Origin of the sequence: Pseudidiomarina terrestris (assembly GCF_030466405.1) — a bacterium.
GTDB lineage: Bacteria > Pseudomonadota > Gammaproteobacteria > Enterobacterales > Alteromonadaceae > Pseudidiomarina > Pseudidiomarina terrestris.
The window spans coordinates 368,110-392,831 of sequence record NZ_JAGGJF010000002.1 but is presented as its reverse complement, the minus strand read 5'-3'; the positions used below and the strand labels follow the sequence as shown (position 1 = coordinate 392,831).

Annotated in this window: 26 protein-coding genes; 5 read left to right on the top strand and 21 right to left on the bottom strand. The window is 52.4% G+C overall.

Annotation, left to right across the window (positions count from 1 at the left end; all coding sequences use genetic code 11):
* Window positions 1-10: 10 nt before the first annotated feature.
* From J6J34_RS06195 to bioB, 3 genes are read right to left on the bottom strand one after another with little or no spacing between them, the layout of a single operon-like run.
* Window positions 11-811: a methyltransferase domain-containing protein gene (locus J6J34_RS06195; RefSeq protein ID WP_301898649.1), complete on the bottom strand. Its 801-nt coding sequence runs from the start codon at window positions 809-811 to the stop codon at window positions 11-13.
* Complete coding sequence (locus J6J34_RS06190) at window positions 808-1,968, bottom strand: aminotransferase class I/II-fold pyridoxal phosphate-dependent enzyme (RefSeq protein WP_301898648.1); 1,161 nt, start codon at window positions 1,966-1,968, stop codon at window positions 808-810. The genes J6J34_RS06195 and J6J34_RS06190 overlap by 4 nt, the downstream gene beginning before the upstream one ends.
* Before the next feature lie 12 nt (window positions 1,969-1,980).
* A complete protein-coding gene (bioB, locus tag J6J34_RS06185) occupies window positions 1,981-3,027 on the bottom strand; it encodes a biotin synthase BioB (RefSeq protein ID WP_418055282.1) in 1,047 nt (348 codons plus the stop codon).
* Between the two features lie 127 nt (window positions 3,028-3,154).
* Here bioB and bioA point away from each other — a divergent pair, with 127 nt between their 5' ends.
* Window positions 3,155-4,435: an adenosylmethionine--8-amino-7-oxononanoate transaminase gene (gene bioA, locus J6J34_RS06180; RefSeq protein WP_301720254.1), complete on the top strand. Its 1,281-nt coding sequence runs from the start codon at window positions 3,155-3,157 to the stop codon at window positions 4,433-4,435.
* A 91-nt stretch (window positions 4,436-4,526) separates the two neighbouring features.
* Window positions 4,527-5,927 (top strand): asparagine--tRNA ligase, encoded by a 1,401-nt coding sequence (gene asnS / locus J6J34_RS06175; protein WP_301773915.1) that lies wholly within the window; start codon window positions 4,527-4,529, stop codon window positions 5,925-5,927.
* A gap of 23 nt (window positions 5,928-5,950) precedes the next feature.
* On the opposite strand, the gene J6J34_RS06170 is transcribed toward asnS, so the two are convergent.
* Window positions 5,951-6,499: a nitroreductase family protein gene (locus J6J34_RS06170; protein ID WP_301720252.1), complete on the bottom strand. Its 549-nt coding sequence runs from the start codon at window positions 6,497-6,499 to the stop codon at window positions 5,951-5,953.
* 147 nt (window positions 6,500-6,646) lie between these two features.
* Here J6J34_RS06170 and sppA point away from each other — a divergent pair, with 147 nt between their 5' ends.
* The 3 genes from sppA to J6J34_RS06155 are packed head-to-tail and all read left to right on the top strand — an operon-like array spanning window position 6,647 to window position 10,932.
* A complete protein-coding gene (gene sppA / locus J6J34_RS06165; RefSeq protein WP_301898647.1) occupies window positions 6,647-8,494 on the top strand; it encodes a signal peptide peptidase SppA in 1,848 nt (615 codons plus the stop codon).
* Between the two features lie 38 nt (window positions 8,495-8,532).
* Window positions 8,533-9,549, top strand: a complete 1,017-nt coding sequence (gene ansA / locus J6J34_RS06160; RefSeq protein WP_301720248.1) for an asparaginase — start codon at window positions 8,533-8,535, stop codon at window positions 9,547-9,549.
* A 39-nt stretch (window positions 9,550-9,588) separates the two neighbouring features.
* Window positions 9,589-10,932: a sodium-dependent transporter gene (locus J6J34_RS06155; RefSeq protein WP_301720247.1), complete on the top strand. Its 1,344-nt coding sequence runs from the start codon at window positions 9,589-9,591 to the stop codon at window positions 10,930-10,932.
* Here J6J34_RS06155 and J6J34_RS06150 read toward each other — a convergent pair.
* The 17 genes from J6J34_RS06150 to rluC all read right to left on the bottom strand — a co-directional run bounded on the left by J6J34_RS06150 (window position 10,929) and on the right by rluC (window position 24,242).
* Window positions 10,929-12,377, bottom strand: coding sequence for a bifunctional 2-methylcitrate dehydratase/aconitate hydratase (locus J6J34_RS06150; protein WP_301898646.1), 1,449 nt, complete (start codon window positions 12,375-12,377; stop codon window positions 10,929-10,931). The two genes, J6J34_RS06155 and J6J34_RS06150, sit on opposite strands and share 4 nt — an antisense overlap.
* A gap of 199 nt (window positions 12,378-12,576) precedes the next feature.
* Window positions 12,577-13,368, bottom strand: a complete 792-nt coding sequence (locus J6J34_RS06145) for a TatD family hydrolase (protein ID WP_301898645.1) — start codon at window positions 13,366-13,368, stop codon at window positions 12,577-12,579.
* Between the two features lie 50 nt (window positions 13,369-13,418).
* On the bottom strand, window positions 13,419-13,745 hold the full coding sequence (locus J6J34_RS06140; protein ID WP_301834237.1) for a PilZ domain-containing protein: 327 nt from the start codon (window positions 13,743-13,745) through the stop codon (window positions 13,419-13,421).
* Between the two features lie 2 nt (window positions 13,746-13,747).
* Entirely contained in the window at window positions 13,748-14,701 is a 954-nt protein-coding gene (locus tag J6J34_RS06135) for a hypothetical protein (protein ID WP_301834239.1), read from the bottom strand.
* A 4-nt stretch (window positions 14,702-14,705) separates the two neighbouring features.
* Window positions 14,706-15,335 (bottom strand): dTMP kinase, encoded by a 630-nt coding sequence (gene tmk / locus J6J34_RS06130; protein WP_301720242.1) that lies wholly within the window; start codon window positions 15,333-15,335, stop codon window positions 14,706-14,708.
* Window positions 15,336-15,339: 4 nt separating this feature from the next.
* Complete coding sequence (gene mltG, locus J6J34_RS06125) at window positions 15,340-16,362, bottom strand: endolytic transglycosylase MltG (RefSeq protein ID WP_301773910.1); 1,023 nt, start codon at window positions 16,360-16,362, stop codon at window positions 15,340-15,342.
* Window positions 16,335-17,135: an aminodeoxychorismate lyase gene (gene pabC / locus J6J34_RS06120; RefSeq protein ID WP_301898644.1), complete on the bottom strand. Its 801-nt coding sequence runs from the start codon at window positions 17,133-17,135 to the stop codon at window positions 16,335-16,337. Before pabC ends, mltG begins: the two co-directional genes overlap by 28 nt.
* A 48-nt stretch (window positions 17,136-17,183) precedes the next feature.
* Complete coding sequence (gene acpP, locus J6J34_RS06115) at window positions 17,184-17,423, bottom strand: acyl carrier protein (RefSeq protein ID WP_301720239.1); 240 nt, start codon at window positions 17,421-17,423, stop codon at window positions 17,184-17,186.
* Between the two features lie 124 nt (window positions 17,424-17,547).
* Window positions 17,548-18,288 (bottom strand): 3-oxoacyl-ACP reductase FabG, encoded by a 741-nt coding sequence (gene fabG / locus J6J34_RS06110; protein WP_301720238.1) that lies wholly within the window; start codon window positions 18,286-18,288, stop codon window positions 17,548-17,550.
* Window positions 18,289-18,291: 3 nt separating this feature from the next.
* Window positions 18,292-19,209 (bottom strand): ACP S-malonyltransferase, encoded by a 918-nt coding sequence (fabD, locus tag J6J34_RS06105; RefSeq protein WP_301898643.1) that lies wholly within the window; start codon window positions 19,207-19,209, stop codon window positions 18,292-18,294.
* Window positions 19,210-19,231: 22 nt separating this feature from the next.
* Window positions 19,232-20,200 carry a beta-ketoacyl-ACP synthase III gene (locus J6J34_RS06100; protein ID WP_301720236.1) on the bottom strand — a complete coding sequence of 323 codons (969 nt, stop codon included), beginning with the start codon at window positions 20,198-20,200 and terminating at the stop codon, window positions 19,232-19,234.
* 8 nt (window positions 20,201-20,208) lie between these two features.
* The gene (gene plsX, locus J6J34_RS06095; protein WP_301720235.1) at window positions 20,209-21,234 is read right to left on the bottom strand and encodes a phosphate acyltransferase PlsX; all 1,026 of its coding nucleotides are present in this window, start codon (window positions 21,232-21,234) and stop codon (window positions 20,209-20,211) included.
* Between the two features lie 21 nt (window positions 21,235-21,255).
* Window positions 21,256-21,426, bottom strand: coding sequence for a 50S ribosomal protein L32 (gene rpmF / locus J6J34_RS06090; protein WP_128351594.1), 171 nt, complete (start codon window positions 21,424-21,426; stop codon window positions 21,256-21,258).
* Window positions 21,427-21,444: 18 nt separating this feature from the next.
* Entirely contained in the window at window positions 21,445-21,969 is a 525-nt protein-coding gene (gene yceD / locus J6J34_RS06085) for a 23S rRNA accumulation protein YceD (RefSeq protein ID WP_301720234.1), read from the bottom strand.
* Between the two features lie 45 nt (window positions 21,970-22,014).
* Window positions 22,015-22,629, bottom strand: a complete 615-nt coding sequence (locus J6J34_RS06080; RefSeq protein WP_301720233.1) for a Maf family protein — start codon at window positions 22,627-22,629, stop codon at window positions 22,015-22,017.
* Window positions 22,630-22,644: 15 nt separating this feature from the next.
* The gene (locus tag J6J34_RS06075; RefSeq protein WP_301720232.1) at window positions 22,645-23,298 is read right to left on the bottom strand and encodes an HAD-IIIA family hydrolase; all 654 of its coding nucleotides are present in this window, start codon (window positions 23,296-23,298) and stop codon (window positions 22,645-22,647) included.
* Window positions 23,295-24,242 (bottom strand): 23S rRNA pseudouridine(955/2504/2580) synthase RluC, encoded by a 948-nt coding sequence (gene rluC, locus J6J34_RS06070; RefSeq protein ID WP_301898710.1) that lies wholly within the window; start codon window positions 24,240-24,242, stop codon window positions 23,295-23,297. The genes J6J34_RS06075 and rluC overlap by 4 nt, the downstream gene beginning before the upstream one ends.
* Window positions 24,243-24,722 lie beyond the last annotated feature (480 nt).

Sequence of the window (24,722 nt, the reverse complement as noted above, 5' to 3'; positions counted from 1 at the left end):
TTTACTCAATTTATTTGGCGCTGTGGATCAGCCCGATCTGCCAATGTAACTCAAGCTCACCGGCGGCTGTGCGGTACTGCTCCATCGCCGCTTCCAGTTGCTTGAAGCGTTCTCGCGGATAAAGTCCGCCGGCATTGCGCACGGTATAATTTGCGCCTATCCCTTTCAGCTCACGAAGCATGGCCAGGACCGAAGGGTAGCGCACGACAAAACACTGCTCCGTTAGCGCCAGCCGGCCAGCAAACTGAGCCAGCTCTGTCCGCACCTGTTGCGCGCTGTACCACTGATTGTGATGGGGCTTGCCATCGAGCTGGGCGAAACAGTCCCCCAGCGGCCACATGGAGCCGGCAAGTACGGTCGAAGCCAGAATCTGGCCTTCGGGTTGCACCACCCGCAACCATTCGTTTAATAAGCCCGCAAGGTTATTGCCCCACTGCATCGCCAGATTCGAAAAAATCGTCGTCACCGCGTTGTCACTAAGTGGTAGCTGTTCCATGTCCGCCAGCAACCACTGCCCGGCAGGAAATAAAGTCTTCGCTTGCGCCAGCATGTCCGGCGCAATATCCACACCCATATAACGCTCTGAATAACCTGCCAGAGTTGGGGCATGATGGGCCGGGCCGCAGCCAATATCGAGTAGCAGCCCCGAATGCGGACGCAACCGCTGCAGCAGTTCAGCGGCGACAAGACGCTGCAGGCGATCATGCGCTCTATAGGTTTGCGCCGCGCGACCGAATTGCTTTGCCACCCGTGTTTTATCGTACTGGCTGATCTGCTGGTGAGGATCTGAAACCACGGTGGTAGCCTTCATGCTTGCTCCCGCACCACTGCCAGTGCCTGAATGAGTTCGTTTATTTGCGCATGGGAGTGCGCTGCGGTAAGAGTGATGCGCAAACGCGCGCTGCCTTCAGGAACCGTCGGTGGCCGTATAGCGCTGCACCAGATCCCTGCGGCACGAAGTCGTTCGCTGTACTTAACGGCAGCTTCATCACTGCCAACAAGCAAAGTTTGGATAGCATGATCAGAGGGGCTAACAGGCAATTGCAATGCTGCGCAACCCTCCTGAAACTGGGCGATGGACTCGCGTAGCCGGGAGCGTAATTGTTCCCCTTCGGCACTTTGCATGACGTTAATTGCGGCCTGAATGGCACGGGCCTGAGACGCCGGCATCGCCGTGGAGTAGATAAACTCCGGACAAAAGTTAATCAGATAGTCAGCAACATCCTCAGACACAGCGAGCGCTCCACCCGCGACCCCTGTTGCTTTGCCAAACGCCAGACTAACCAAAGGCAATGTGGTCTGCGAATAGGCTGCGCAACAGCCAAGGCCAGCTTCACCGGTGACACCGAAGCCGTGCGCGTCATCAATGTAACCGTCGACCTGAGGCGCAGCGATCACCTGTCTGAACCCAGCATGGTCAAGTTCGTCGCCATCCATGCTGTACACGGATTCGACCACCACCAGCTGTGCTGATGATGATTTCAGGTGACGATCCTGTAGTTGCTTGAAATTCTGATGGGGGAAGCGCCGCGTCGCCGTACCACTTTGCCGGGCACCACTGATGAGCGAAGCATGGGACAGACGGTCCAGCCAGAGCGCGTCATAATAACCTCCCAGAGTTGCCAGAGCACCGGTATTCGCCGCGAATGCCGAGCTAAATAACAACACCCGATCGCGCTGCAGATCATGACTCAGTTGCGCTGCCAGATCAGCATGTGCCGCACTATAACCCGTCACTAATGGCGACGCTTTACTGCCCGCAAGCTCAGCATTGCGCAATGCGTCCAGCACCTGCGGGTGATGACTAAGGCCGAGGTAATCGTTGGCGGAGAAGCTAAGATAACCTTGGCCCTGAAACAGGATCTCGGTCGCGTTCAGGGCCGTCATCGTGGTCAGCTGACGGCAACGCTGTTGCGCCCGTCGCTGCGCCAGCGCTGCTTGCAATTGTTGCTTTATCGCGGTTTGCACCGGAAACTCTCGCTAGCTGACTTCGTAGTACAGTGGGGGTTGCTCTTCTTCGGCAACCGCATCGGCAATCACCGCCTCGTGCACATCATCACTGTAACCTTCCATTTGCAGGGGTGATAAACCTAAGCGTTGGAACAGCTGTTGGTCTTTATCAGCTTCAGGATTCGCCCTTGTCAGCAATCGTTCGCCATAGAAGATCGAGTTCGCCCCGGCCATAAAACATAACGCCTGTAATTCATCGCTCATGGTTTCGCGACCCGCCGACAACCGCACAAAGGATCCCGGCATCAAAATACGGGCAATGGCGATGGTACGCACAAATTCAAACGGGTCTAAATCGTCCAGGTTCGCAAAGGGCGTGCCCTCAACTTTTACCAACATGTTCACCGGGACACTTTCCGGATGTTTTGGCAGATTCGCCAGCTGTTGCAACAGCCCCGCCCGATCCGAGCGCGCTTCGCCCATACCGACAATACCTCCGGCACAAACTTTCATACCAGCGTCGCGCACGTTACTCAGCGTTTCTAGGCGATCGTGATAAGTACGAGTGGTAATAATTTCGCCGTAAAACTCTGGCGAGGTATCCAGGTTATGGTTGTAATAGTCCAGACCAGCCTGCTCCAGCATCTTTGCCTGCTCCGCCGACAACATGCCCAGCGTCATACAGGTCTCTAACCCCAGCGCTTTGACCCCCTTCACCATTTCCAGCACATAAGGCATATCGCGAGCTTTCGGATTACGCCAGGCGGCGCCCATGCAGAACCGACTTGCGCCCTGCTCTTTGGCAGCACGTGCCTCGGCCAACACTTTGTCGACGGCGATCAGCCGCTCACGATCAACATCAGTGCGGTAGTGAGCGCTTTGCGGGCAGTACTTGCAATCTTCCGGACAAGCACCGGTTTTAATGGAAAGTAAGGTGCTGACCTGGACTTTGTTTGGATCAAAGTTAGCCCGGTGAATTTGTTGCGCCTGAAACAGTAGGTCGTTGAAAGGAAGCTCAAATAAAGCTTCAATTTCGCTGCGCTGCCAGTCGTGGCGAACTGCTGCTGTAGAGGTCATAGGAATGCGTCCCTGGTTCTTATAAAAGTTATTTTTGTCTATTCTAAAATCTGCTCGAAGAGCATACCTTTTATCGGTACACTGTCAACATTTACACCCCTCAAAACATAACGACTGGTTACTTTTTATGCAATCTTGCGATTTACTCTTTGACCGTGAACATATCTGGCATCCCTATACCTCGCTACAGGACCCCTTGCCGGTGTTTCCAGTTCAACGCGCACAAGGCTGCGAAATCGAACTCACCGATGGCCGCCGGCTGGTGGACGGCATGTCGTCCTGGTGGGCGGCGATTCACGGTTACAATCACCCTCACCTGAATGCCGCCGCACAGGCACAACTTAATGACATGAGCCATGTGATGTTCGGTGGTCTGACCCATCAGCCTGCCGTCGATCTTTGCCGGCGCCTGGTGCGACACTCTCCTGATGGCCTCGAACGGGTGTTTCTGGCTGACTCTGGCTCGGTTTCGGTGGAAGTCGCCATAAAAATGGCCGTGCAGTACTGGTATGCCAAAGATTTACCGGGTAAAAACCGCCTCGCAACCTTACGTGGTGGCTACCACGGCGATACGTTCGCTGCGATGTCGGTCTGTGACCCCGTCAACGGTATGCATAGTCTGTTTCGTGGCAGTCTGCGCGAGCAACTGTTCGCACCGGTGCCAGAACTTACCCCCGCAGATGAGTGGAATGATGCTGCACTAGCTCCCCTGGAACAGTTGCTAAGGGAGCATCAGCACGAACTGGCAGCGCTTATCCTTGAACCGGTCGTGCAAGGCGCCGGCGGCATGCGCTTTTATCACCCCAATTACCTCAAACACGCAGCCGCTTTATGTGAGCGTTACCAGGTTCTTCTGATTGCTGATGAGATTGCCACGGGATTTGGCCGCACAGGACGCTGGTTTGCCTGTGAGCACGCCGGCATTACGCCAGATATCATGTGTGTCGGCAAAGCATTGACCGGGGGCTACATGACACAGGCGGCGGTACTTTGCACCGACGACGTCGGCAACACCATCAGTCAGGGCCCGGCCGCAGGAACCTTTATGCACGGCCCAACCTTTATGGGGAACCCGCTGGCCTGTGCAGTTGCCAATGCCAGCCTGGAACTGCTCGAAGCCGATCACTGGCGCGGACAGGTGGCCGCCATCGAAGCGCAGCTGGTTGCGGAGCTCAGCCCATTGAAACAACTGCAAAGCGTGGCTGACGTACGTTGTTTTGGAGCAATTGGGGTGGTGGAAATGGTAAGCCCGGTGAACGTTGCCGCAGTGCAGCAGCAGTTTGTCGAGGCCGGCGTGTGGATCCGTCCCTTTGGTAAATTGGTCTATCTGATGCCGCCCTTTGTGATCACCTCAGAGCAGCTGTCAAAACTCACCCATGCCATTGGCGAACTTGCTCGTAACGGGTGATTTTCCCTTGAGTCTTGGGCAAAGCAAGGTAACATAGACGTTCTTTTTTCATTTTACGGTTAATCACCTTGTACACGGAGTTTTACGACGTATGTCCTTCGCAACAGTTGTCGATGTTTTAGCGGGTAAAGTCGCTGTTGGTGAGCAGGTTACTGTACGTGGTTGGGTTAGGACCCGCCGCGACTCGAAAGCAGGTATCTCGTTCATTAACATTCATGATGGTTCATGCTTTGATCCTATTCAGGCAGTGGTGCCGAATGAACTCGATAATTACGAAAGTGAAGTTTTAAAACTGACCACCGGCGCCAGTGTCGCCATTACCGGAACCGTCGCGGAATCAGCAGGTAAGGGACAGGCGTACGAACTGCAAGCCACTAAGGTTGAGGTATATGGGCTGGTCGAAGACCCTGACACCTATCCGATGTCGCCGAAACCGCACTCGATGGAATACCTGCGTGAGTACGCCCATTTACGCCCCCGCACCAATGTCACTGGTGCCGTCATGCGCGTGCGCAACTGCCTGGCCCAGGCCGTCCACCGGTTTTTCCATGAGCGCGGCTACATGTGGGTCTCCACACCTATCCTGACCGCTTCCGATGCCGAAGGCGCCGGTGAAATGTTCCGTGTCTCGACGCTGGATATGATGAACCTGCCACTTACTGAGCAAGGTGCGGTTGATTACAGCAAGGATTTCTTTGGCAAAGAGTCGTTCTTAACCGTCTCCGGGCAGTTGAACGTCGAAACCTTTGCTTGCGCGCTGTCCAAAGTCTATACCTTTGGTCCGACCTTCCGTGCGGAGAACTCCAACACCAGCCGTCATTTGGCAGAGTTCTGGATGGTTGAGCCTGAGCTTGCCTTTGCCGATCTGAATGATATCGCCGATCTGGCCGAAGATATGCTCAAATACTGCATCAACGCAGTTCTCGAAGAACGCGCCGATGATATGGCATTCTTTCAGCAGCGCATCGATAAAACCGTGCTGGATCGTCTGCAGCAGATCGTTTCAAACAAATTTGTGCACATGGATTACAGCGAAGCCGTTGAGATCCTGCAAAACTGCGGCAAGAAATTTGACTACGCCGTTGAATGGGGCACGGATCTGCAATCTGAACATGAACGTTACCTGGCCGAAGAGCATGTCGGCGCCCCGATCGTGCTGAAGAACTATCCGAAAGATATTAAAGCTTTCTATATGCGTCAGAACGACGATGGTAAAACTGTGGCAGCGATGGATATTCTCGCCCCTGGCATTGGTGAAATCATTGGCGGTAGTGCGCGTGAAGAGCGTCTGGACCGGCTTGATGCGCGTATGCAAGAAATGGGGCTGCCTATGGAACACTACAGCTGGTACCGTGACTTACGCCGCTACGGTACCGTGCCACACGCCGGTTTTGGTCTTGGCTTTGAGCGCCTGGTGACCTACGTCACGGGAATGACCAACATTCGTGACGTCATCCCCTTCCCGCGCGCTCCGAAAAACCTCGAGTTTTAAGGCGGCCTTTACTTTATCAACGCTTAGCCATCGCTGAATTTGTCGGCGATGGCTTTGTCTGGCTTGATTGGCGTTGGTACCGCTGGCGTTCCTACATAAAGAAAACCAACGATCGCATCATCGGCTTTTGCTCCCAGCGCTTGTGCTACCTGCTTATCTTCGGCAAACCAACCGGTGCGCCAGATCGCCCCTAAATTCTGCGCAAATGCCGCCTGCTGCATCAATAAAGTGGCGCAAGCAGCACTTGCGAACTGCTCATCGCGCGGCACTTTGTCATGCACCTGATAGTCCAGCAGACAGGCAATCACCATAGGCGCGCGCAGCGGCAACTGGCTGGCCTGCACACAAGCTTCTTCAGGCAAGCCCCGGGCTTCGGCAGCAGCGCGATAGATAGCCCCAAGACGTTGCCGCGCGGCGCCCGTATAGACAATAAACCGATACGGCGTTAGCGCCATATGATCTGGCGCCCGCCCCGCGGCGCGCTGCATCAGCTCAAACTGTTGCGGCGCCGGGCCCGGTTCGATCAACCGGGGCATAGAGGAACGTGTAGTGAGTAACTCAATGGCCTGCATAGTACTTCCTCGAATCAGGGGAATTTTAATGCCGCCTAGCTTAGCAAAGGATCACGCTCTGTTACATTGTGTTACTGGTGAATTCATCAAATCTTCAGTATTCTGCACCCTGACCTCAAAGTATTTATCAAAAAGGACGCCTGAAAAATGAGCGGAATTGCGAACGTATTCAAGAAACTATTCGGCTTGATCAACGGGATCCGTAAGATCCTTTTGAACGTCATCTTCTTCTTCCTGTTCGGCATTCTCATTGTTGTCATGTTTGCCGGTGACGAACCTATTCTGGTTCCTGAGAATGGCGTCCTCGTGGTGCAATTACGCGGTAATCTGGTGGAGGAGAAAACCTGGGTTGATCCTATGGATTCTTTCTTCAGTGAAGCTTTTGGTAGCGACAGCACCCCGCTTGAAACCCTGTTAAGCGATGTTGTTGAGAGTATCGATAAAGCCAAAGATGACCCGCGTATCAGTGGCATTCATCTTGATCTGGCCAGCTTCACCGGCGGCGGAATGAATAAAATGAAACAAGTTGGCGAAGCCCTGACTCGGTTTCGTGAGTCCGGTAAGCCCATCTACAGTTATGGTGATTACTACTCACAGTCTCAGTACTTCCTGGCCGCCCATGGTGATAACCTCTACCTCAATCCATTAGGTTCAATGATGTTTGAAGGGGTTGGTGGCTACCAGCTGTATTTCAAAGACCTGTTAAATAAACTCAAAGTCAGCACCCACGTCTTCAAAGTAGGTGCTTATAAGTCTGCGGTCGAGCCCTACACTCGTAATGATATGTCTGAACAGGCGCGTGAAGCTTCTGCCGAACTTTATGATGCGCTGTGGACCGATTATCTGAATTCATTAAAACAACTGCGTGAGATTGACCCGCGGCTGTTGTCTGGCAGCATTGAAGACTTCAAAGCCATGTTGGCTGACAGTAACGAAGATATGGCACAGATGACCATCAACGGTGGTCTGGTCGATGAGCTGTTAACGCGCGAAGAATTTCGCAGCCAGATGATCAACCTGACTGGCCTTGACGAAGATGAGAAAAGCTGGCGTAAGATTAGCCATACCCATTATCTGGACGCACAGCTGCCGCCGCTGACTGACACCAAAGCGAAAAATGAAATTGCCATCGTTGTTGCTCGTGGCGTGATTGTCGATGGCTACCAGAAAGCTGGCTCCATTGGCGGCGACAGCACTGCTGCATTGCTGCGTAAAGCACGTCTAAACGACGCCACTAAAGCGGTAGTGTTACGCATCGATAGTCCAGGCGGTAGCGGTTTCGCCTCTGAAGTCATTCGTCAGGAAGTGCTGGAGCTGCAAAAAGCTGGTATCCCGGTTATTGCGTCGATGTCCTCAGTGGCAGCCTCAGGCGGCTACTGGATTGCTGCTCATGCAGACCAAATTTGGGCGGCACCGACCACCGTTACCGGTTCTATCGGCGTCTTCGGCATGTTCTTCACCATCGAAGATTCACTTGCGCATGTCGGTATTTACAGCGATGGCTATAAAACGACCGAAATGCCAGCAATGGACATTACCCGCCCCCTTTCCGAAGGCGCGGCGGACATCGTGCAAAGCTCAATTGATAAGTTCTATCGTGATTTTGTCAGCATGGTCGCAGAAGGTCGTGATATGAGCTATGACGAAGTTCACGAGGTTGCGCAGGGGCGCGTCTGGACTGGCGCAAAAGCTCAGGAATTAGGCTTGGTGGACCGCCTCGGTGATTTAGATGAAGCCATTGCTGCAGCCGCGGAACTTGCCAATATCAGTGACTATAAAACAGTGACCGTGCAACCTGAGCTCAACGCCCGCGAGCGCTTCTTGCGCGATCTGTTTGGCGAAGCGCAAGTTTTCTTGCCTGTCGGCGAGTCTCAACGTACCATCGACCCCATGAAACAACAGTTAATGGGCGTATGGCGCGAGCTGCAGTTGACTTCGAAGTTCAATGACCCTAACGGTGTCTATCTGCTTTGTGAAGTTTGCCCGATACCGTAACTGTTGCCTTAACCGACGACAGTAGGGTTGTTTAGTGCATGACTGAAAATCGTAAACGCATTTATGTCGCTTATACAGGCGGCACCATTGGTATGCAAAAATCGGCGCAGGGCTATGTCCCTGCGCCCGGCTTTTTGACTGAGTGTGTAAGTAAGATGCCCGAGTTTTTTCGGGCGGAGATGCCACTGTTCGATGTCCAGGAATACTCCCCTTTAATGGACTCATCGGACATGTCGCCCGCGGACTGGCAGCGGATCGCGGATGACATTCAGAATCACTATGCCGATTACGATGGTTTCGTTATTTTGCATGGCACTGACACCATGGCCTATACCGCATCTGCCCTGTCTTTTATGTTTGAAAATCTGGGCAAACCGGTGATCATTACAGGCTCTCAGATCCCCCTGGCAGAATTACGTTCAGACGGGCAAACGAACTTATTAAACGCGCTCTATATCGCTGCCAACTACCCGGTTCACGAAGTTGGATTGTTTTTTAATAATCAGCTGTACCGTGGTAACCGCACAACCAAAGCTGACGCCAACGGCTTCAATGCTTTTGACTCACCTAACTTTCGCCCGTTACTTGAAGCAGGGATCCAGATCACCGTCAAAGCCGGCCGGGTCAAAGCCCTGGATCAAACACCGTTAAAGGTACGTCAGGTTACGCCTCAGCATATCGGTGTCATTACCCTCTACCCTGGTATTTCGCCGGTTTTGTTCGATCATCTGTTACAACAACCGGTGCGCGCACTTATTATGCAAAGTTATGGTGTCGGCAATGCTCCGCAAAATGAGCAATTACTGGCAAGTCTGGCCCGTGGCGTTGAGAATGGCGTGACCATTCTCAATTGTACCCAATGCTTTAAAGGTAAAGTAAATATGGGCGGCTACGCCACCGGCAATGCTTTAGCGGAAATCGGCGTCATCAGCGGCTTTGATATGACCATTGAAGCAGCGTTAACCAAGCTGCATTATTTACTTTCTCAGGATCTTTCCCAGGCTGAGCTTGAGCGCTGCCTGCAAACTGATCTTCGGGGCGAACTTTCGCCGTAACTCATACACTCAACGCATAACAATTAAAAGAATCAACTTATGGCTTCCTCTTCACCAGCATTTTCATCGCGTATTGGCTTCATCCTCGCTGCAGCAGGTTCTGCTGTGGGCGTCGGCAATATCTGGGGATTTCCAACCCAGGCCGCAAGCAACGGCGGTGGCGCATTCTTACTTGTCTATCTGTTTATGATCCTGGCGCTGGCTTATCCGATGCTCGTGGCCGAGCTGACCATAGGCAGAATGCGTCAACAAAACCCCGTTGAAGCACTGCGTGCGCTCGGAGAAAAGCGTTTCTGGCGTGGCTTTGGTGCATTTACCGGGGTGGTAGCTCTTATTGTTCTGTCGCTGATTCTGAGCTTCTATGCCATTGTTTCCGGATGGTTACTGGGCTTTATGCTTGCGCCTCTGGCCGAGTTAGCCGGATACTATGCCGCTGCCGACTGGCTCACGGCCTTCAGTGTTGAACGCAACCTGATTATGATGGCACTGTTTCTGCTGCTCACCATCCACGTGGTGCGCTCAGGCGTGACTGAAGGTATCGAGCGTTGGTCAACCCGGCTCATGCCCCTCTTGTTCGTTTTGCTTATCGCCATGGTGATTTATATCCTGACTCTACCAGGCGCCACTGACGGCCTGAAAATGTATCTGACTCCTGATTTCAGCCGGGTATTTGATCCAAACCTCATTATCCGGGCCATGGGGCAGGCGTTTTTCTCACTTTCCATCGGGGCGGCGTGCATGATGACTTACGGCGCCTACCTGTCAAAGCAAGAGAACCTGCCGCGCACCGCAGGCTGGGTTGCAGGTTTAGATACTACAGTCGCCTTCCTGGCTGGACTGCTGATTTTGCCGGCAATGTTTGCAGCGCAGGAACTGGGCGTCATTATCTATGACGATGCTGGTGTTCTGCTGTCTGCAGATACCCTGGTGTTTACGGTTCTACCTGCCATGTTTGATTCTATGGGTAGTGCTGGCTTGTGGGTGGCCTTTGCGTTTTTCGCACTGATGGTGATCGCCGCAATCACTTCCTCTATTTCGATGCTGGAGGCACCGGTCAATGCCTTGCGTGAAGAGACCGGTCAACCACGTTCGCAAATGGCCTGGGTAGTGGGCTTGAGCATCGGTTTGGTGTCAGCGGTGATCATCTATAATTTTGCAAGCCTGTTCGGGCTGGTTATCACCATCACTACGGTCTATATGCAGCCGCTTTTAGGGCTCACTTTCGGGGTGCTGCTGACCTGGATTCTACGCCAGCATTTCCTGTTAAAAGCATTGCAGGAAGGCGCGCCAGAAATCCAGACGTCACTGTTCTGGAAAATCTGGCCCTGGTACGTAAAGTTTGTTTGCCCCGTACTTATCCTGCTGGTGATCTGGCGCAGTTAAATTGTTAACCACGCCATCATTTCATGCACCGGCGTTTGCAGAAAACGCTGGTGCTGACCACAACGTTCAAGTAGGTCTGCAACACGATGTTGCGGGAATCGGGTTGCCAGATTGCTGGCGAACTTCTCTTGCAGTACTGGCAGTCCTTCCTCGCGGCGCTGGCGATGACCTATCGGGTAATGCACCTCTACCTGTTCAGTAAATGACCCATCTTTAAAGAACACCTGCAATGCATTAGCAATGGAGCGTTTATCCGGATCCAGGTAATCGCGACTATAATCAGGGTCCTCTTCCACTTTCATCTTACTGCGCAAAGTATCAATTTCCGGATGCGCGCGATGGAAACTGTCTTCATAATGATCCGCATCCAGCGCACCAAAAATAAGCGGAACAGCCACCATGTACTGTAAACAATGGTCGCGATCGGCAGGGTTCGCCAGCTGCCCTTCTTTGGCAATTATGCGGATAGCGGATTCATGGGTGGTAATCACAATTTTCTCAATCTCATCCAGTCGATGAGCGACGGATTCGTGTAGCTGCATGGCTGCTTCGCACGCCGTCTGAGCGTGGAACTCTGCGGGAAAAGACAGTTTGAACAGAATGTTTTCCATAACATAACTGCCATAGTCTTGCGGCCGCTTAAAAGGCTTATTTAAGCTGACATCGTAAAAGCCCCACTCTTTCGCAGTGAGTGCGCCCGGAACTCCCATTTCGCCGCTCATCGCTATGCCCGCCAGGCGCACAGCGCGGCTGGTCGCATCTCCGGCAGCCCAGGATTTGCGTGAGCCTGCATTGGGCGCATGGCGGTAGGTACGCAGCGACTGTCCATCGACCCAGGCGTGGGAAAGTGCCGCCAGGATCTGCTCGCGCGAACCGCCGAGTAACCAGGTCGCCACTGCTGTGGAGGCCACTTTAACCAGCACAACGTGGTCAAGACCGACGCGATTAAAACTGTTCTCTAATGCCAAAACCCCCTGAATTTCATGGGCCTTAATCATAGCCTCCAGCACAGTCTCCATGGTGAGCGGCGCGTCGCCGCGAGCGACACGTTGCTGGGAAAGATGGTCACAAAGCGCGAGGATGGCGCCCAGATTATCCGAAGGATGGCCCCACTCCGCAGCAAGCCAGGTATCGTTATAATCCAGCCACCTGACACAACAGCCAATATCCCAGGCGGCTTTAACCGGATCCAAGCGATAGGATGTGCCCGGTACCCGAGCGCCGTATGGCACTGTAGTGCCTTCAACTAAAGGTCCCAGATGTTTGATACATTCAGGGTATCGCAAAGCCAGCAGGCCGCAGCCAAGGCTATCCATAAAGCAATAGCGGGCAGTTTGCCAGGCCAGATCATTGGTGATTTCGGTGTCCAGTACGTAATCGGCTATGACTTGTAACTCGGTATCGTACTCGGGGCGATCATGCGGCGATCCTGTCGCAGTTCCCATGGCTTTACCTCCTCACTTTTGACCCCTTGCTAAACGGTCGGTAGATAAAAAAATGCTCGGGACCAATGGGATCAGTCCCGAGCTTAGGGGAATGGCTCAAGGGATTGAGCCGTGCGCTAACTCGATAAATTTCGAAAGTAAAATTTAGTTTAGCCAACAAAAATTATTTTGCTAAATTTTTTACTCAACTTTTTGAAATTTATCCGGCGACGGGCTCAACCCGGTTAAATAAGCGGAAAAAGTTTGCGGTCGTGGCTGCTGCGACTTCAGCCAGAGTCAGGCCTTTTATATCCGCCACGCACTTGGCGACATCGGCCACGTAAGCCGGCTGGTTTTGCTTTCCGCGATGCGGAACAGGCGCCAACCAAGGGCTATCGGTTTCAATTAGAAGTTTATCCAGTGGTAACCGTTTCACCACATCGCGTAGCTCTGTGGCATTGCGGAAACTGGCGATGCCGGAAATTGAAATATAGAAATCCAGATCATCAATGGCTTGTTTTGCCATTTCATAGGATTCAGTAAAACAATGGAGCACCCCGCCACAGCGCTCAGCATGACCATCACGTAAGAGTCCAAGCGTATCTTCTCGTGCATCACGGGTATGAATGATTAAGGGCTTTTTGAACTCATTCGCAAGTTCGATGTGGTAAGCGAAGCTCGTCTGTTGCGTTGGTTTGCTCTCGCTATCATAAAAGTAGTCCAGTCCGGTCTCCCCCACGGCAACAACCTCATCCATCGCGATAAACTCGCGCAACTGCTGTTGTTCCAGCGGATGTTTGGCAATGTAAAGCGGATGTACGCCACAGGACATTGCAACTTCGGGGAAGTCCTTAACCAGCTCGCGCATCACGGGGAAATCATCGAGCGTCACCCCGATACATAGCATTTGCTGCACGCCAGCTTGCTTCGCTTGTTCGATAACTTTGGCAATCGAACCGTCGAACTCGTCGAGTTTTAATTTATCGAGATGGCAATGTGAATCGATATACACAGCGACTCCTTAACGTTGTGCGGAATAGAATCTATGAAATCAGTTAGCGGCTACATGGTCGCTGTTGGCGCGTTGGATTCACCCAGGTGACCAAGCAGTGTTTCGATGCGATTACGCAAGTGCGACTTGTCTTCCAGAAATTGCACCCCTACTCCGCGCATGTCAGCGCGCCCCGGGCGCGCAGGTGCCAACCAGACGACTTTGCCTTTCACGAGAGTTTCCTCTTTGTCTCCGGGGAGTCGCACAAGCAGCGCTAATTCATCGCCAATACTATAAGGGTCATCGGTTGCTACAAATAGCGCACCACCTCTGATAAACGGCATAAATAACCGGCGTAATTGTTCTTCTGATTTTAAGTGAATACGCTTCGCTGCCATGCTTAGTGCAACCTCATCCAGATCTCTTGGAGTAATAGCGGGCCGTTAAGACCGCTTTGTTCTGCTAATTTTCTACGCATACCATAACATGATTTTAACCAATGATTTAAATCTGTCACCTTATAATTTTTTTCAGTTAACCAGCGCTGCAGCCTTAGCTGTTCGCCAGCCAGCTGCAAATGGTCACTGCCCAGGTTCTGCTGGACGCGAACTAACTCGCCAAGCAACTGTTCGGTTGCACTGAGCCACCCCTGGCAGCTTGCTTTATCCACTGCTGGCCATGTCGCATCACCCAGTAGTGCAGCGCTGAGCTGCTGCAACTGATCAACGGGCGCATTATCACTTTGCAGCCAGCCTAATAAGGCCAGCGGGCGTTGATGGTAACGTTTACACAGCTCGTGTTCTTTTGCGCTCAGCACCCTTTTTAACTGTTGGGCAAGCCATTGCTCAACCTGTTGTTCACTGGGTACATTAAAACGGTGTAACTGCATGCGACTGCGCAAGGTCGGTAACAAGCGACTGGTGCGCTCTGGGCTAACCACAAAGTAGGTCGCCTGCGTCGGTTCCTCCAACGTCTTAAGTAATGCATTTGCCGCAGTTACCGACATGCGTTCGGCATCTCGTAACCACACCACCTTAACGCCAGCCTGATTCGGTGTCTGTTGTAACTTACCGGTTAACTCACGAATTTGATCAACACTGATGCCTTTACCATCAATACTACCGACTTCGTAATAATCTGGATGGTTACCCGCCTTATGCAGCAAGCAACTCTTGCAAACGCCGCAAGCTTTGCGCTGAGGCTGTGTGCACAGCAGCAACTTTAGCCACTCCCGGATAAAAGCTTCGGCGCCAAGATCGGGCTGCCAGGGCACGCAGTGCGCATGACTAAGCTTACCACTGCCGTGTTCACTAACTAATTGCAACCAATTTTCGCGTAACCAAGGTAGACTCACTGTGTCATCCTCGCGCACCAAACAATGCTGATTCCAAAGCATTGATCAAAGCCTGATGCACCGCACCCATAGGTTGCTCCGCATTAATCACCTCAATACTTCGTTCCTGGGCCGCAATCTCCAGATAGCGGGCTCGGGTGCGCTCAAAAAAGGCTAATGTCTCTTGTTCAATACGGTCCAGTTCACCGCGAGCACGCGCTCGCTCGAGCCCAATCTCCGGATCGAGATCTAACAACAAGGTTAAATCTGGCGCGAAATCGCCCAGCACAAGCTTTTTCAGCGTCTGCAGCTTAGCGTCCCCTAGTTCACGGCCTCCGCCCTGATAAGCGCGGGACGATAAGTCGTGGCGATCGGCGATAACCCACTTTCCTGCTCGCAACGCAGGTTTAATCACATTCTCTACCAGCTGCACACGGCTGGCATACATCAACAGTAATTCGGTTTCAGCACTTACCTTTTCCTGCCAGTTTTGCTTGACCAAATCGCGTAAGGCTTCGGCCAATGGCGTACCTCCAGGTTCGCGTACCGTCAATGTCGCAATACTTTTGGCCTGCAGGTGACTGACCAGACTTGCGATTGCTGAACTCTTACCGGCCCCTTCCAGGCCTTCGACTACGATAAACTTTCCCTGCATGATTTTAATTCTTTCCTCTCTGATACCGGTTGACTGCCCGATTGTGCTCAGCCAATGTCTCGGAAAAGACATGACCGCCGGAACCATCAGCAACAAAATAGTAATAGTTTGAGGTCGCTGGTTCCGCTGCCGCGTGCAAACTGGCACGGCCCGGCATAGCTATAGGTGTCGGCGGCAGGCCATCAATACGGTAAGTATTGTAGGCAGTCGTGGCGCGCAAGTGAGCACGGGTCAGATTGCCGTCAAAATCCGTGATGCCGTAGATCGTTGTTGGGTCCGACTGCAAACGCATACCCTTTCGCAAGCGGTTCACGAACACCGAACTTACCAGATCGCGTTCGTTACCCAAGCCTGTTTCTTTCTCGATAATAGACGCCATAATAAGTAACTCATAGGAGTCTGTATAGGGTAAATCTTCAGCGCGCTGCTGCCAGGCCTCAGCGAGCCGCAATTGCTGGGTTTGATAAGCTTTACGGAGCAACTCGAGCGCCTCTGTGCCCGCATAAAAATGATAGGTATCGGGCGCCAGAAAACCTTCCAGCGAACTCAGCGCCTGACTCCCCGTCACCGCTTCAATAAGCGCCGGAGAGTCTGCCGAAGTAGCGACCAGATCGGTATCGATATAGGTGTGCTGCAGCAGGACCTGCAACCATTGCGCCAACGTCTGCCCTTCAATGAGGGTGACCGTAAATTGATGCTGCTCGCCTGCGCGAAGCTGCTGCCAGAAGTCCTGCAAGGACTGGCCGTTGTGAATTTGATAAACACCGGCCTGTAGCCCCTCAGGTGCACTCCATAAGCGACTTGCCAGATAATTTAGCCGGATATCAGGCTGTTCCAGCCAACCACGCTCGGCCAACTGAGTTAAAATCGATCGTGCGTGAGCGCCTCGTTGCACTTCGAACAGCGCACTATCATCAACTGTTCGCAGAGGTTGCTGAACCAGCGCATAGCTCCAGTAGAGCGCCCCAGCGGCGGCAATCAGCAGAGCTAGAAAACAGATTAATAGGATACGTCGGATGCGTGCCACCAGTTTTTCAGAGCCTCGGGTAAGGTCGGATCAGAAACTCTATGTTCGCCTATTTGCGCAATAGGACGCAAGCCTAAAACACTATTTGTAAGAAGCACCTGCTCTGCAGCCAGAAGTTGCTCCGGCCTAACACCGGTTTGCACTTTTAGAGCGAGCGGCTGCTGCTCCAGCAGCTGACCACGCACGACCCCAGCGATTCCCGCTTGGCCCAGGTCGGGGGTATACCAATGGTTCCCTTCGCGCCAGATGATATTACTGGAGATGGCTTCCACCACCTCACCGGCAGTGTCGAGGGCAATGAGTTCATCGAGTTGCCGTTGCGCCCGTTCCTGACTCAAGAGCACCTGCTCCAGCCGGTTTAAGGATTTCAGGCCCGCCAGTTGCACCGACCGGCTGAGTTGAAGCTGGGCAAAGTCGACGCGTAAAGGTGCCGCCGAACGCGACATTAAGAGATTGCAGGTCAGATACCAGTTGGCTTCTGACTGCGGCTGGAAACCATACCCGCGATCACCAATACCACGGGTGATAATAATCTTGATCACCAGGTCTTGCTGGGGCTGCGCCTTAATCAGTTGGGCGATGCAGTCCAGCAGCTCATGTTCGGGAGGAAGTAACATCTGCAGGCGTTCACTCGCCTGCTGCAGGCGTTGCCAGTGCAGCGGCCACCAGCGCGGTGAGCCATTTTCTACGGTGAGCGTAGTGAAGTGACCGTCGCCAAATTGGAGACCGCGGTCAAGGGCTTGGTCGGGGTATTGCTGTCCATTGTGCCACATAGAAAAAAGGCGGAATTTTCATTCCGCCCTTTTCAGCAAGCTTTTGGCTTAGTCGTTTGCGTGATTAGTCACGTAATCGATAGCGGCTTGAACAGTTTTGATCTTCTCAGCTTCTTCGTCTGGAATCTCAGTCTCGAATTCTTCTTCGAGTGCCATAACCAACTCAACTGTATCAAGTGAGTCAGCGCCAAGGTCGTTTTCAAAAGAAGCTTCGTGCTTTACTTCTTCTTCTTTAACGCCCAACTGTTCAATGATGATTTTCTTTACGCGTTCTTCAATAGTACTCATTGTTTCAATGTCCCTTCTTAGGTATCGAGTTCGAAATTGCGCTTAGTGTAGTGAAAGCGGCGGCATTAATAAAGGAAAAATTCGCGAATTCCCGAGAGGTCATACCCCTTGCCGATCATTTCCCTTACACCATCGCCAGACCACCATTCACATGAATGGTTTCACCAGTAATATAGGCCGCGCCAGGTGATGCTAAGAACACCACGGCAGCAGCCACTTCTTCAGGATTACCTAACCGCGCTGCCGGGATATTTGCAAAAATCGCCTGCTTTTGGTCGTCAGTCAGCGATTTGGTCATATCGGTATCAATAAAACCTGGTGATACACAGTTGACCGTTATACCGCGCGCAGCAATTTCCTGGGCCAGGGCTTTAGTAAAGCCAACTAAACCAGCCTTAGCTGCACAATAGTTGGTCTGACCTGGGTTACCTGTGGTGCCAACCACAGAGGAAATATTGATAATACGGCCATGGCGGCGCTTCATCATCCCACGCATCACTGCTTTACAGATACGGTAAACGGATTTCAAATTGGTGTCGAGCACAGCATCCCAGTCATCGTCTTTCAGACGCATCAGCAGATTGTCTTTAGTAATGCCGGCATTATTGACCAGAATATCCAGCTGGCCGTACTTTTCATCAATGCTCGAAAGTACCTTTGCCACACTGTCGGCGTCCGTCACATTCAGCTGCATCCCTTCACCATCAGCACCTAAATAGTCTGAAATGGCCGCTGCCCCTTTATCACTGGTGGCAGTTCCGACTACTTTTACGCCTTGTGCTACCAGTTGCTCGGCAATCGCTTTACCAATACCGCGACTGGCACCAGTGACCAGCGCAACTTGACCTTGCATTGTCGTCGTCATGATTTAAATCCTTGCTTTGATGGCATCAACGCTATTCACTGCATCGCCCTGCAATGATTTGTCGATACGCTTGTTAAGTCCAGTTAAAACCTTGCCTGGCCCAATTTCATAAATTTCGGTGACGCCCTGGTCAGCCAGGTAGCGCACAGTCTCCGTCCAGCGTACTGGAGAATACAACTGACGAATTAAAGCATGGCGAATGGCATCTGCCTCACGCTCAACTTCAACATCAACATTGTTCACCACCGGAGTATTCGGCGTTGTCAGGGTGACTTTGCCCAGTGCCACCGCCAGCTGATCCGCTGCCGGACGCATGAGGGCGCAGTGGGAGGGTACGCTGACGGGCAATGGCAGCACGCGCTTTGCGCCACGTTCTTTACAGGCTTCGCCTGCGCGCTCAACGGCTTCAGCGTGGCCAGCGATAACTACTTGTCCAGGTGAGTTGTAGTTCACAGCACTTACCACCTGGTCATCGGCGGCTGCGGCACAAGCCTCTTCCACCAGGCCATCCTCCAGGCCGATCACAGCAGCCATTGCGCCGACGCCACTGGATACTGCGTTTTGCATAAATTCACCACGTTTGGCTACCAATGCAACAGCCTCTTTAAAATCAAGACAGCCACTGCAAACGAGCGCCGAATATTCGCCCAGACTATGCCCTGCTAACCAGCGCGGTGGCGTCACGCCCGCCTGCTCTAGCGCGCGGTAGAGGGCCACGCTGGCAGTCAGCAGCGCTGGCTGGGTACGTTGGGTCTCATTCAAGCGCTCCGCCGGGCCTTCCTGCACCAGCTGCCAAAGGTCATAACCAAGCACTTCGCTGGCTTCTTTAAAGGTTTCGCCAACAGCTGAGTACTCCGCTGCAACATCGGCCAGCATGCCTACGGATTGCGATCCTTGTCCTGGAAAAACATATGCGCGCATGGTCCCTTCCTTTTCGTTTGAATTAATAAGTGACAAGTGCTGAGCCCCAGGCGAAACCGCCGCCAAAGGCTTCGAGTAATAAGCGCTGACCGCGCTTTATGCGGCCATCGCGAATCGCGACATCAAGTGCGATAGGCACCGATGCAGCCGAAGTATTGCCTGTGTCTGCCAGGGTAGTAATCACTTGTGACATAGGCATTTTCAATTTTTTCGCGGTCGCCTTAATGATCCGCAAATTCGCTTGATGCGGTACTAACCAGTCTAGCGCATCTGGCGTCAGGTTATTGGCCACCAGTGTTTCGTTCACCAGTTCACTGAGTTTACTCACCGCGACTTTAAACACTTCATTGCCTTTCATGTACATCCAGGCTTCGCTAAGTTCTTCTGCCGGAGCTTCACTACCTCGTGGCGGATGATTCACCCCCAACAGATCAGCAAATTCACCGGCACTATGCAAGTGCGTTGATTCAATCCCAGGCGTGTCGCTGGCTTGCAACACGGCAGCTCCAGCACCATCGCCAAAGAGGATGATGGTATTACGGTCATCTGGTCGGCACAGCCGTGACAACACGTCGGTGCCTATGATCAAAACATTACGATAGGTACCACTGCGAATGTACTGATCGGCCACGCTCATGGCAAACAGAAAACCGGAACAGGCGGCCGCAACATCGAAAGCTGGAATATTGTGTTCCGTCAGTGCCGCCTGAATTTCACAAGCGACGCTCGGGAAAGCGCGGTCGCCAGAAGTCGTGGCCACCACAATCAAATCAATATCAGAAGTTTCGAGATCAGCAGCTGCTAATGCATTTCGTGCTGCTGCGACCCCCATGGTGACGGCATTTTCACCATTACTGGCGATATGACGTTGGTGAATACCGGTGCGTTCAACGATCCAGTCATGGGTTGTATCGACGCGTTGTTCAAGCATGGCATTCGTCAAACACTGCTCTGGCAAATAATGCCCAGTGCCTGCGATTCTAGAAAACATAAGAACCTTTATTCCTGCTCTAGGAGTACTTTTTCCACCTGATCACGGATACGTGTCGGGAGGTCCTGTTGCGTCTCCGAAACGGCCTGCTCAATCGCACTTAAAAAAGCTTTTGCGTTGGCATCACCGTGACTTTTAATCACGACGCCCCGCAATCCTATCAGACTTGCACCGTTGTAGTGGTCGGGCTTCAACCAATCCCAAGAACGTTGCAAGCGACTATAGAAAAGTTTGACGAACCAACGTGTTACCCAGTGGGCATGGATATTGGCACGAATATTGTTCAGCAGAAGTTCTGCCAGGCCTTCACAGCTTTTCAGGGCTACGTTGCCGACAAAGCCATCACAAACAATTACATCCGCCCGGTCGGCGAACAGATCATCACCTTCAATGAAGCCAATGTAGTTAAGACTCTTGGACTGTTGAAACAGTTGCGCGGTGGACTTCACCACATCGTTGCCTTTGATATCTTCTTCGCCCATGTTGAGCAAGGCAATGCGTGGGTTTTCTTTTTGCAGTACTTCGCGTGCGGCGACTGAGCCCATTATGCCAAACTGGAATAAGGTGTCGCTGTCGCAAACGGGATTAGCTCCCAAATCCAGCAGAAAGGCGCTGCCGCCCGAGGCTTGCGGAATCGCAGACATCAACGCCGGCCGCAATACACCAGGTAATGTTTTTAGAGAGAAATAGGCTTTGGTCATCAACGCGCCGGTGTTACCGGCACTTACACAGGCCGCGGCCTCACCATTGGCGACCAGCTCCAAAGCAACGCGCATGGAGGAATCTGGTTTCGCGCGCAGAGAATACCCTGGCTTGTCCGTCATCGCCACGGTTTGACTTGCATGCTTAAGAGTTACACGGGGGTGTTGGTCGAGCTGGCACGCTGTTAGTAGCGGTTCAAGCTCAGTCTCATCGCCAACGACGATGAAATGGTGTTGGGGATAGGTTGTTAACGCATCAACGAGTGCGTCAATAACAATTGAGGGGCCATTATCGCCCCCCATTGCATCAAGTGCCAGTGTCAGTGCGGCCATAGCCTCACTTCCTGTCGCTGGTTACTTGTTAATTACTTTACGGCCTTTATAAAAACCGTCAGCTGTTACATGGTGACGACGATGCGTTTCACCAGAGGTAGAATCAACCGACAGTGTAGGGCCGCTCAGTGCATCGTGAGAACGACGCATGTCGCGCTTCGAACGAGTTTTCCGATTCTTTTGTACAGCCATTTACGCTATCTCCTAAGTTTATTTACGCTTTAGTGCTTGCAATACTGCGAAAGGATTATCCTCATCGCTGGTGGCGTCTTCAATTTTGCCCCATTGCATTGCATTACTATCTACCCGACATTCGCGCTCGTCATGTTTAACAACAACAGGCATTGCTAATATCAGCTCATCTTCAATAATTCGATGCAATTGGATTTCGCCAAGCTCATCCACTTCAATAGCTTCGTACTCATCTGGCATATCGGCGGCCGTTTGGCGTTTGGTTACTGGTGCATAAACAAAGTCACTTACCAGCTCAACTGCCATGGGGTCTCCACAGCGCTCGCAAGCGACTGTGACTTTGACCTCGGCATGCCCTCTTACGTGCTTAATGTTTTGCGCGTCTACTGCAAAGTCGAGATCGGCATCAACATCAGCACAAGGGACAACCAAAAGCTCTTGTAAACGAGTTAGCGAGGTACCAGGCACAACACCGTGGTAGCTCAACTGTTTACCGGCACTTTTAACCGGATCGACCGAAATGGGTATACGAACCTTCTGCATAGGGCGCGAATATTAAAGGATTCAGGCCCTGAAAACAAGTGGTTTTCAGCTTTTTATCGGCTTCTCTGCCGGCTGCTCTGCAAGTAAGGGATTGACCTGCCAATGCCGCAGCATAGCTAGCAGTCGAATCAGTGGCAAACCAATTAAAGTATTCGGATCATCGCCGCGCAGCGACTCAAATAAACTAATGCCTAACCCTTCGCTTTTAAAGCTTCCCGCGCAGTTAAAAGGCTGTTCCAGCGCGACATAGCCCTTAATCTCAGCAGCGCTAAGGTCCCGGAAGCTAACCTGAAAAGGTTCGACACAAGCGAGTAACTCTTGCTGGCCGCTATGATAAACCGCCAGGCCTGTATAAAAGGTTACCGTTTTCCCGCTGGCCGCACTGAGTTGCTCAATTGCCTTCGCTTCATCACCGGGTTTGCCTAAAATAGCCCCCTCCACTACCGCAACCTGGTCGGAGCCAATCAGCAGGTGATCGGAATAGGTCGTTGCCAGCGCTTGTGCTTTGGCGATTGCCAGCCGCTTGACCAAGTCTTCCGCCTGCTCCCCAGGGAGTGCGGTTTCGTCGACCTGCGGTGCTGCGCAGGTAAACTCCGGTAGGACTTTTTCCAGCAACATGCGGCGATAAGGTGATGTGGACGCGAGTACAATAGCAGTCATGTGAATGCCCTCCTGTTAGCGTTCGGCGTCTAATAAAGATGGAAATTGCTGCCAGTTCGAGAGCACCGCGAGGGGCGAATAGACGGATAACTGTTGTGCCGAGTGCACACCAAAATCGACGCCCACCCGGTCCATACCCGCAGCTTCAGCCATACGCAGATCATGAATGGAGTCGCCAATCATCAATGCTTTACTAAGATCGCAATTGGCCTCTTCGAGCAGCTCGTGCAGCATCTTAGGATCAGGCTTTGAAGCGGACTCATCGGCACAACGCGATAATTGGAAAAACTGTGCGGTGTCGGTTTCCTGCCAGACGCGATTTAAACCTCGCCGCGCTTTTCCCGTTGCCACCGCAAGTTGATAGCCTTGTTGGCGGAGATCGGCCAGCATTTCTGGCACACCAGCAAACAACGGCGTCGGCGTCGGATCAAGTTCGACATATTGATCACGGTAACGCGCCAGAAATGTGGCGTGCTGCTGTCCGTCCAGACGCCCGAATAAGCGCTCAATCGCTGGTTCGAGACTTAAGCCTATAATATCGCGCACCTGGGTGTCGGTCGGTACCGGCAACGCCAGGTGAGTTGCTGTTGCCTGCATGGACGAGACAATACGACCTATCGAATCCATCAAGGTGCCATCCCAGTCGAAAATCAACAGTTGATATTTCATGCTGGTAAACGCTTCAAGGCCTGACTTAAGGCTTTATCCAACGGCGCGTCTACGGTAATCGTCTTGCCGCTTTGCGGGTGCTTAAAGCTCAGCCGGCGCGCATGCAGGAATAAGCGGTTTAAGCCAATCTCCTGCATGGCCGCATCAAACACCTGATCGCCATACTTAGGATCACAGGCAATCGGATGTCCTGCATGGAGTGCGTGCACCCGAATCTGATGGGTACGGCCGGTAATGGGTGAGGCTTCAACCAAGGTGCAATTGGCAAATTGTTGCTGTACCCGAAAGCGCGTTTCTGAAGGCTTGCCCGCAGCATCGACGCGTACGACCCGTTCGCCCGATTTCAACGTATTTTTCAGCAACGGAGCCGCAATAAATTTTACATGTGCCTGCCAATGGCCGCGGACCAGAGCCAGGTATTGCTTATCCATGGTCTTCTCGCGCAGTTGCTCGTGCAAAGCGCGCAGCGCAGAACGGCGCTTAGAAATCAGAATACAGCCGCTGGTTTCGCGGTCCAGTCGGTGAACCAGTTCCAGATGCTTGGCGTCAGGTCGCAACGCACGCAAACTCTCAATCAGGCCAAACTGTAAGCCGGAGCCACCGTGCACGGCAAGCCCCGCAGGTTTGTTTAGCACCAACAGTAAATCATCCTCGTACAGTATCTGCTGATTAAGCGCCTGCACTTGATCTAGGTTCGCGGACGGTAACGGATTACTCTCGGCCACCCGCACGGGCGGGATGCGCACCAGATCGCCCGCCTGCAATTTATAATCAGGCTTGCAACGCTTTTTATTGATCCGCACTTCTCCTTTACGCACGATGCGGTACACCAGGGATTTGGGTACGCCTTTCAACTGCGCAAGGAGAAAATTGTCGATACGCTGACCGGCATAGTCGGCTTCGATTGTGACCCAGCGTACTTGGGATTGTTGATTTTCGCTCATGCCGGCAAGTTTATCATTTTCCATTTTTTCTGACTGCATTTTTGTTGCTTTATTTTATCTTGTACTGACTACCCTGTTCATGGGATACTAAGCATCCGGAAAAAACCGCACCGGACAGTTTGAGAGCGGTACGAGCGAAAAATAGTAATAGTGGCCTGGCGCATCGAAAGCGATTGCAACACAGCCTCCACCTCAGGGTACAACAACGCACACAGCGTTATTGAGATCCTGATGGCACGGAACATGCACAACATGCAGAAGACCGGTCCACTAATTTTGTCAAAGCATCTTGCGACGACACGGTACGAATACAAGCGTATTTCGGCTTGGTAACCAATTGCGTACCTCACGTTGGTGTTAAGTAGCACAACGGGAGGTGTCATCATACGCTGAGATAGCGCGATGGCAGTCTACAATTCAATCTCGAAATAGCGATGGCGAAGACGCCTTCGTACTGTGTTGTGGCACATAAAGAAAGAG

What these genes read in the sequence shown, in the direction of transcription:
- J6J34_RS06155 (WP_301720247.1), top strand. Translation starts at nt 9,589, where the DNA reads ATGGCTTCCTCTTCACCAGCATTTTCATCGCGTATTGGCTTCATCCTC.
- J6J34_RS06195 (WP_301898649.1), bottom strand. Translation starts at nt 811, where the DNA reads ATGAAGGCTACCACCGTGGTTTCAGATCCTCACCAGCAGATCAGCCAG.
- ansA (WP_301720248.1), top strand. Translation starts at nt 8,533, where the DNA reads ATGACTGAAAATCGTAAACGCATTTATGTCGCTTATACAGGCGGCACC.
- J6J34_RS06080 (WP_301720233.1), bottom strand. Translation starts at nt 22,629, where the DNA reads ATGACTGCTATTGTACTCGCGTCCACATCACCTTATCGCCGCATGTTG.
- bioA (WP_301720254.1), top strand. Translation starts at nt 3,155, where the DNA reads ATGCAATCTTGCGATTTACTCTTTGACCGTGAACATATCTGGCATCCC.
- yceD (WP_301720234.1), bottom strand. Translation starts at nt 21,969, where the DNA reads ATGCAGAAGGTTCGTATACCCATTTCGGTCGATCCGGTTAAAAGTGCC.
- fabD (WP_301898643.1), bottom strand. Translation starts at nt 19,209, where the DNA reads ATGCGCGCATATGTTTTTCCAGGACAAGGATCGCAATCCGTAGGCATG.
- J6J34_RS06170 (WP_301720252.1), bottom strand. Translation starts at nt 6,499, where the DNA reads ATGCAGGCCATTGAGTTACTCACTACACGTTCCTCTATGCCCCGGTTG.
- acpP (WP_301720239.1), bottom strand. Translation starts at nt 17,423, where the DNA reads ATGAGTACTATTGAAGAACGCGTAAAGAAAATCATCATTGAACAGTTG.
- J6J34_RS06150 (WP_301898646.1), bottom strand. Translation starts at nt 12,377, where the DNA reads ATGGGAACTGCGACAGGATCGCCGCATGATCGCCCCGAGTACGATACC.
- J6J34_RS06140 (WP_301834237.1), bottom strand. Translation starts at nt 13,745, where the DNA reads ATGGCAGCGAAGCGTATTCACTTAAAATCAGAAGAACAATTACGCCGG.
- asnS (WP_301773915.1), top strand. Translation starts at nt 4,527, where the DNA reads ATGTCCTTCGCAACAGTTGTCGATGTTTTAGCGGGTAAAGTCGCTGTT.
- J6J34_RS06100 (WP_301720236.1), bottom strand. Translation starts at nt 20,200, where the DNA reads ATGTTTTCTAGAATCGCAGGCACTGGGCATTATTTGCCAGAGCAGTGT.
- sppA (WP_301898647.1), top strand. Translation starts at nt 6,647, where the DNA reads ATGAGCGGAATTGCGAACGTATTCAAGAAACTATTCGGCTTGATCAAC.
- rpmF (WP_128351594.1), bottom strand. Translation starts at nt 21,426, where the DNA reads ATGGCTGTACAAAAGAATCGGAAAACTCGTTCGAAGCGCGACATGCGT.
- plsX (WP_301720235.1), bottom strand. Translation starts at nt 21,234, where the DNA reads ATGGCCGCACTGACACTGGCACTTGATGCAATGGGGGGCGATAATGGC.
- fabG (WP_301720238.1), bottom strand. Translation starts at nt 18,288, where the DNA reads ATGACGACGACAATGCAAGGTCAAGTTGCGCTGGTCACTGGTGCCAGT.
- tmk (WP_301720242.1), bottom strand. Translation starts at nt 15,335, where the DNA reads ATGCAGGGAAAGTTTATCGTAGTCGAAGGCCTGGAAGGGGCCGGTAAG.
- bioB (WP_418055282.1), bottom strand. Translation starts at nt 3,027, where the DNA reads ATGACCTCTACAGCAGCAGTTCGCCACGACTGGCAGCGCAGCGAAATT.
- J6J34_RS06075 (WP_301720232.1), bottom strand. Translation starts at nt 23,298, where the DNA reads ATGAAATATCAACTGTTGATTTTCGACTGGGATGGCACCTTGATGGAT.
- pabC (WP_301898644.1), bottom strand. Translation starts at nt 17,135, where the DNA reads ATGTGGCACAATGGACAGCAATACCCCGACCAAGCCCTTGACCGCGGT.
- rluC (WP_301898710.1), bottom strand. Translation starts at nt 24,242, where the DNA reads ATGAGCGAAAATCAACAATCCCAAGTACGCTGGGTCACAATCGAAGCC.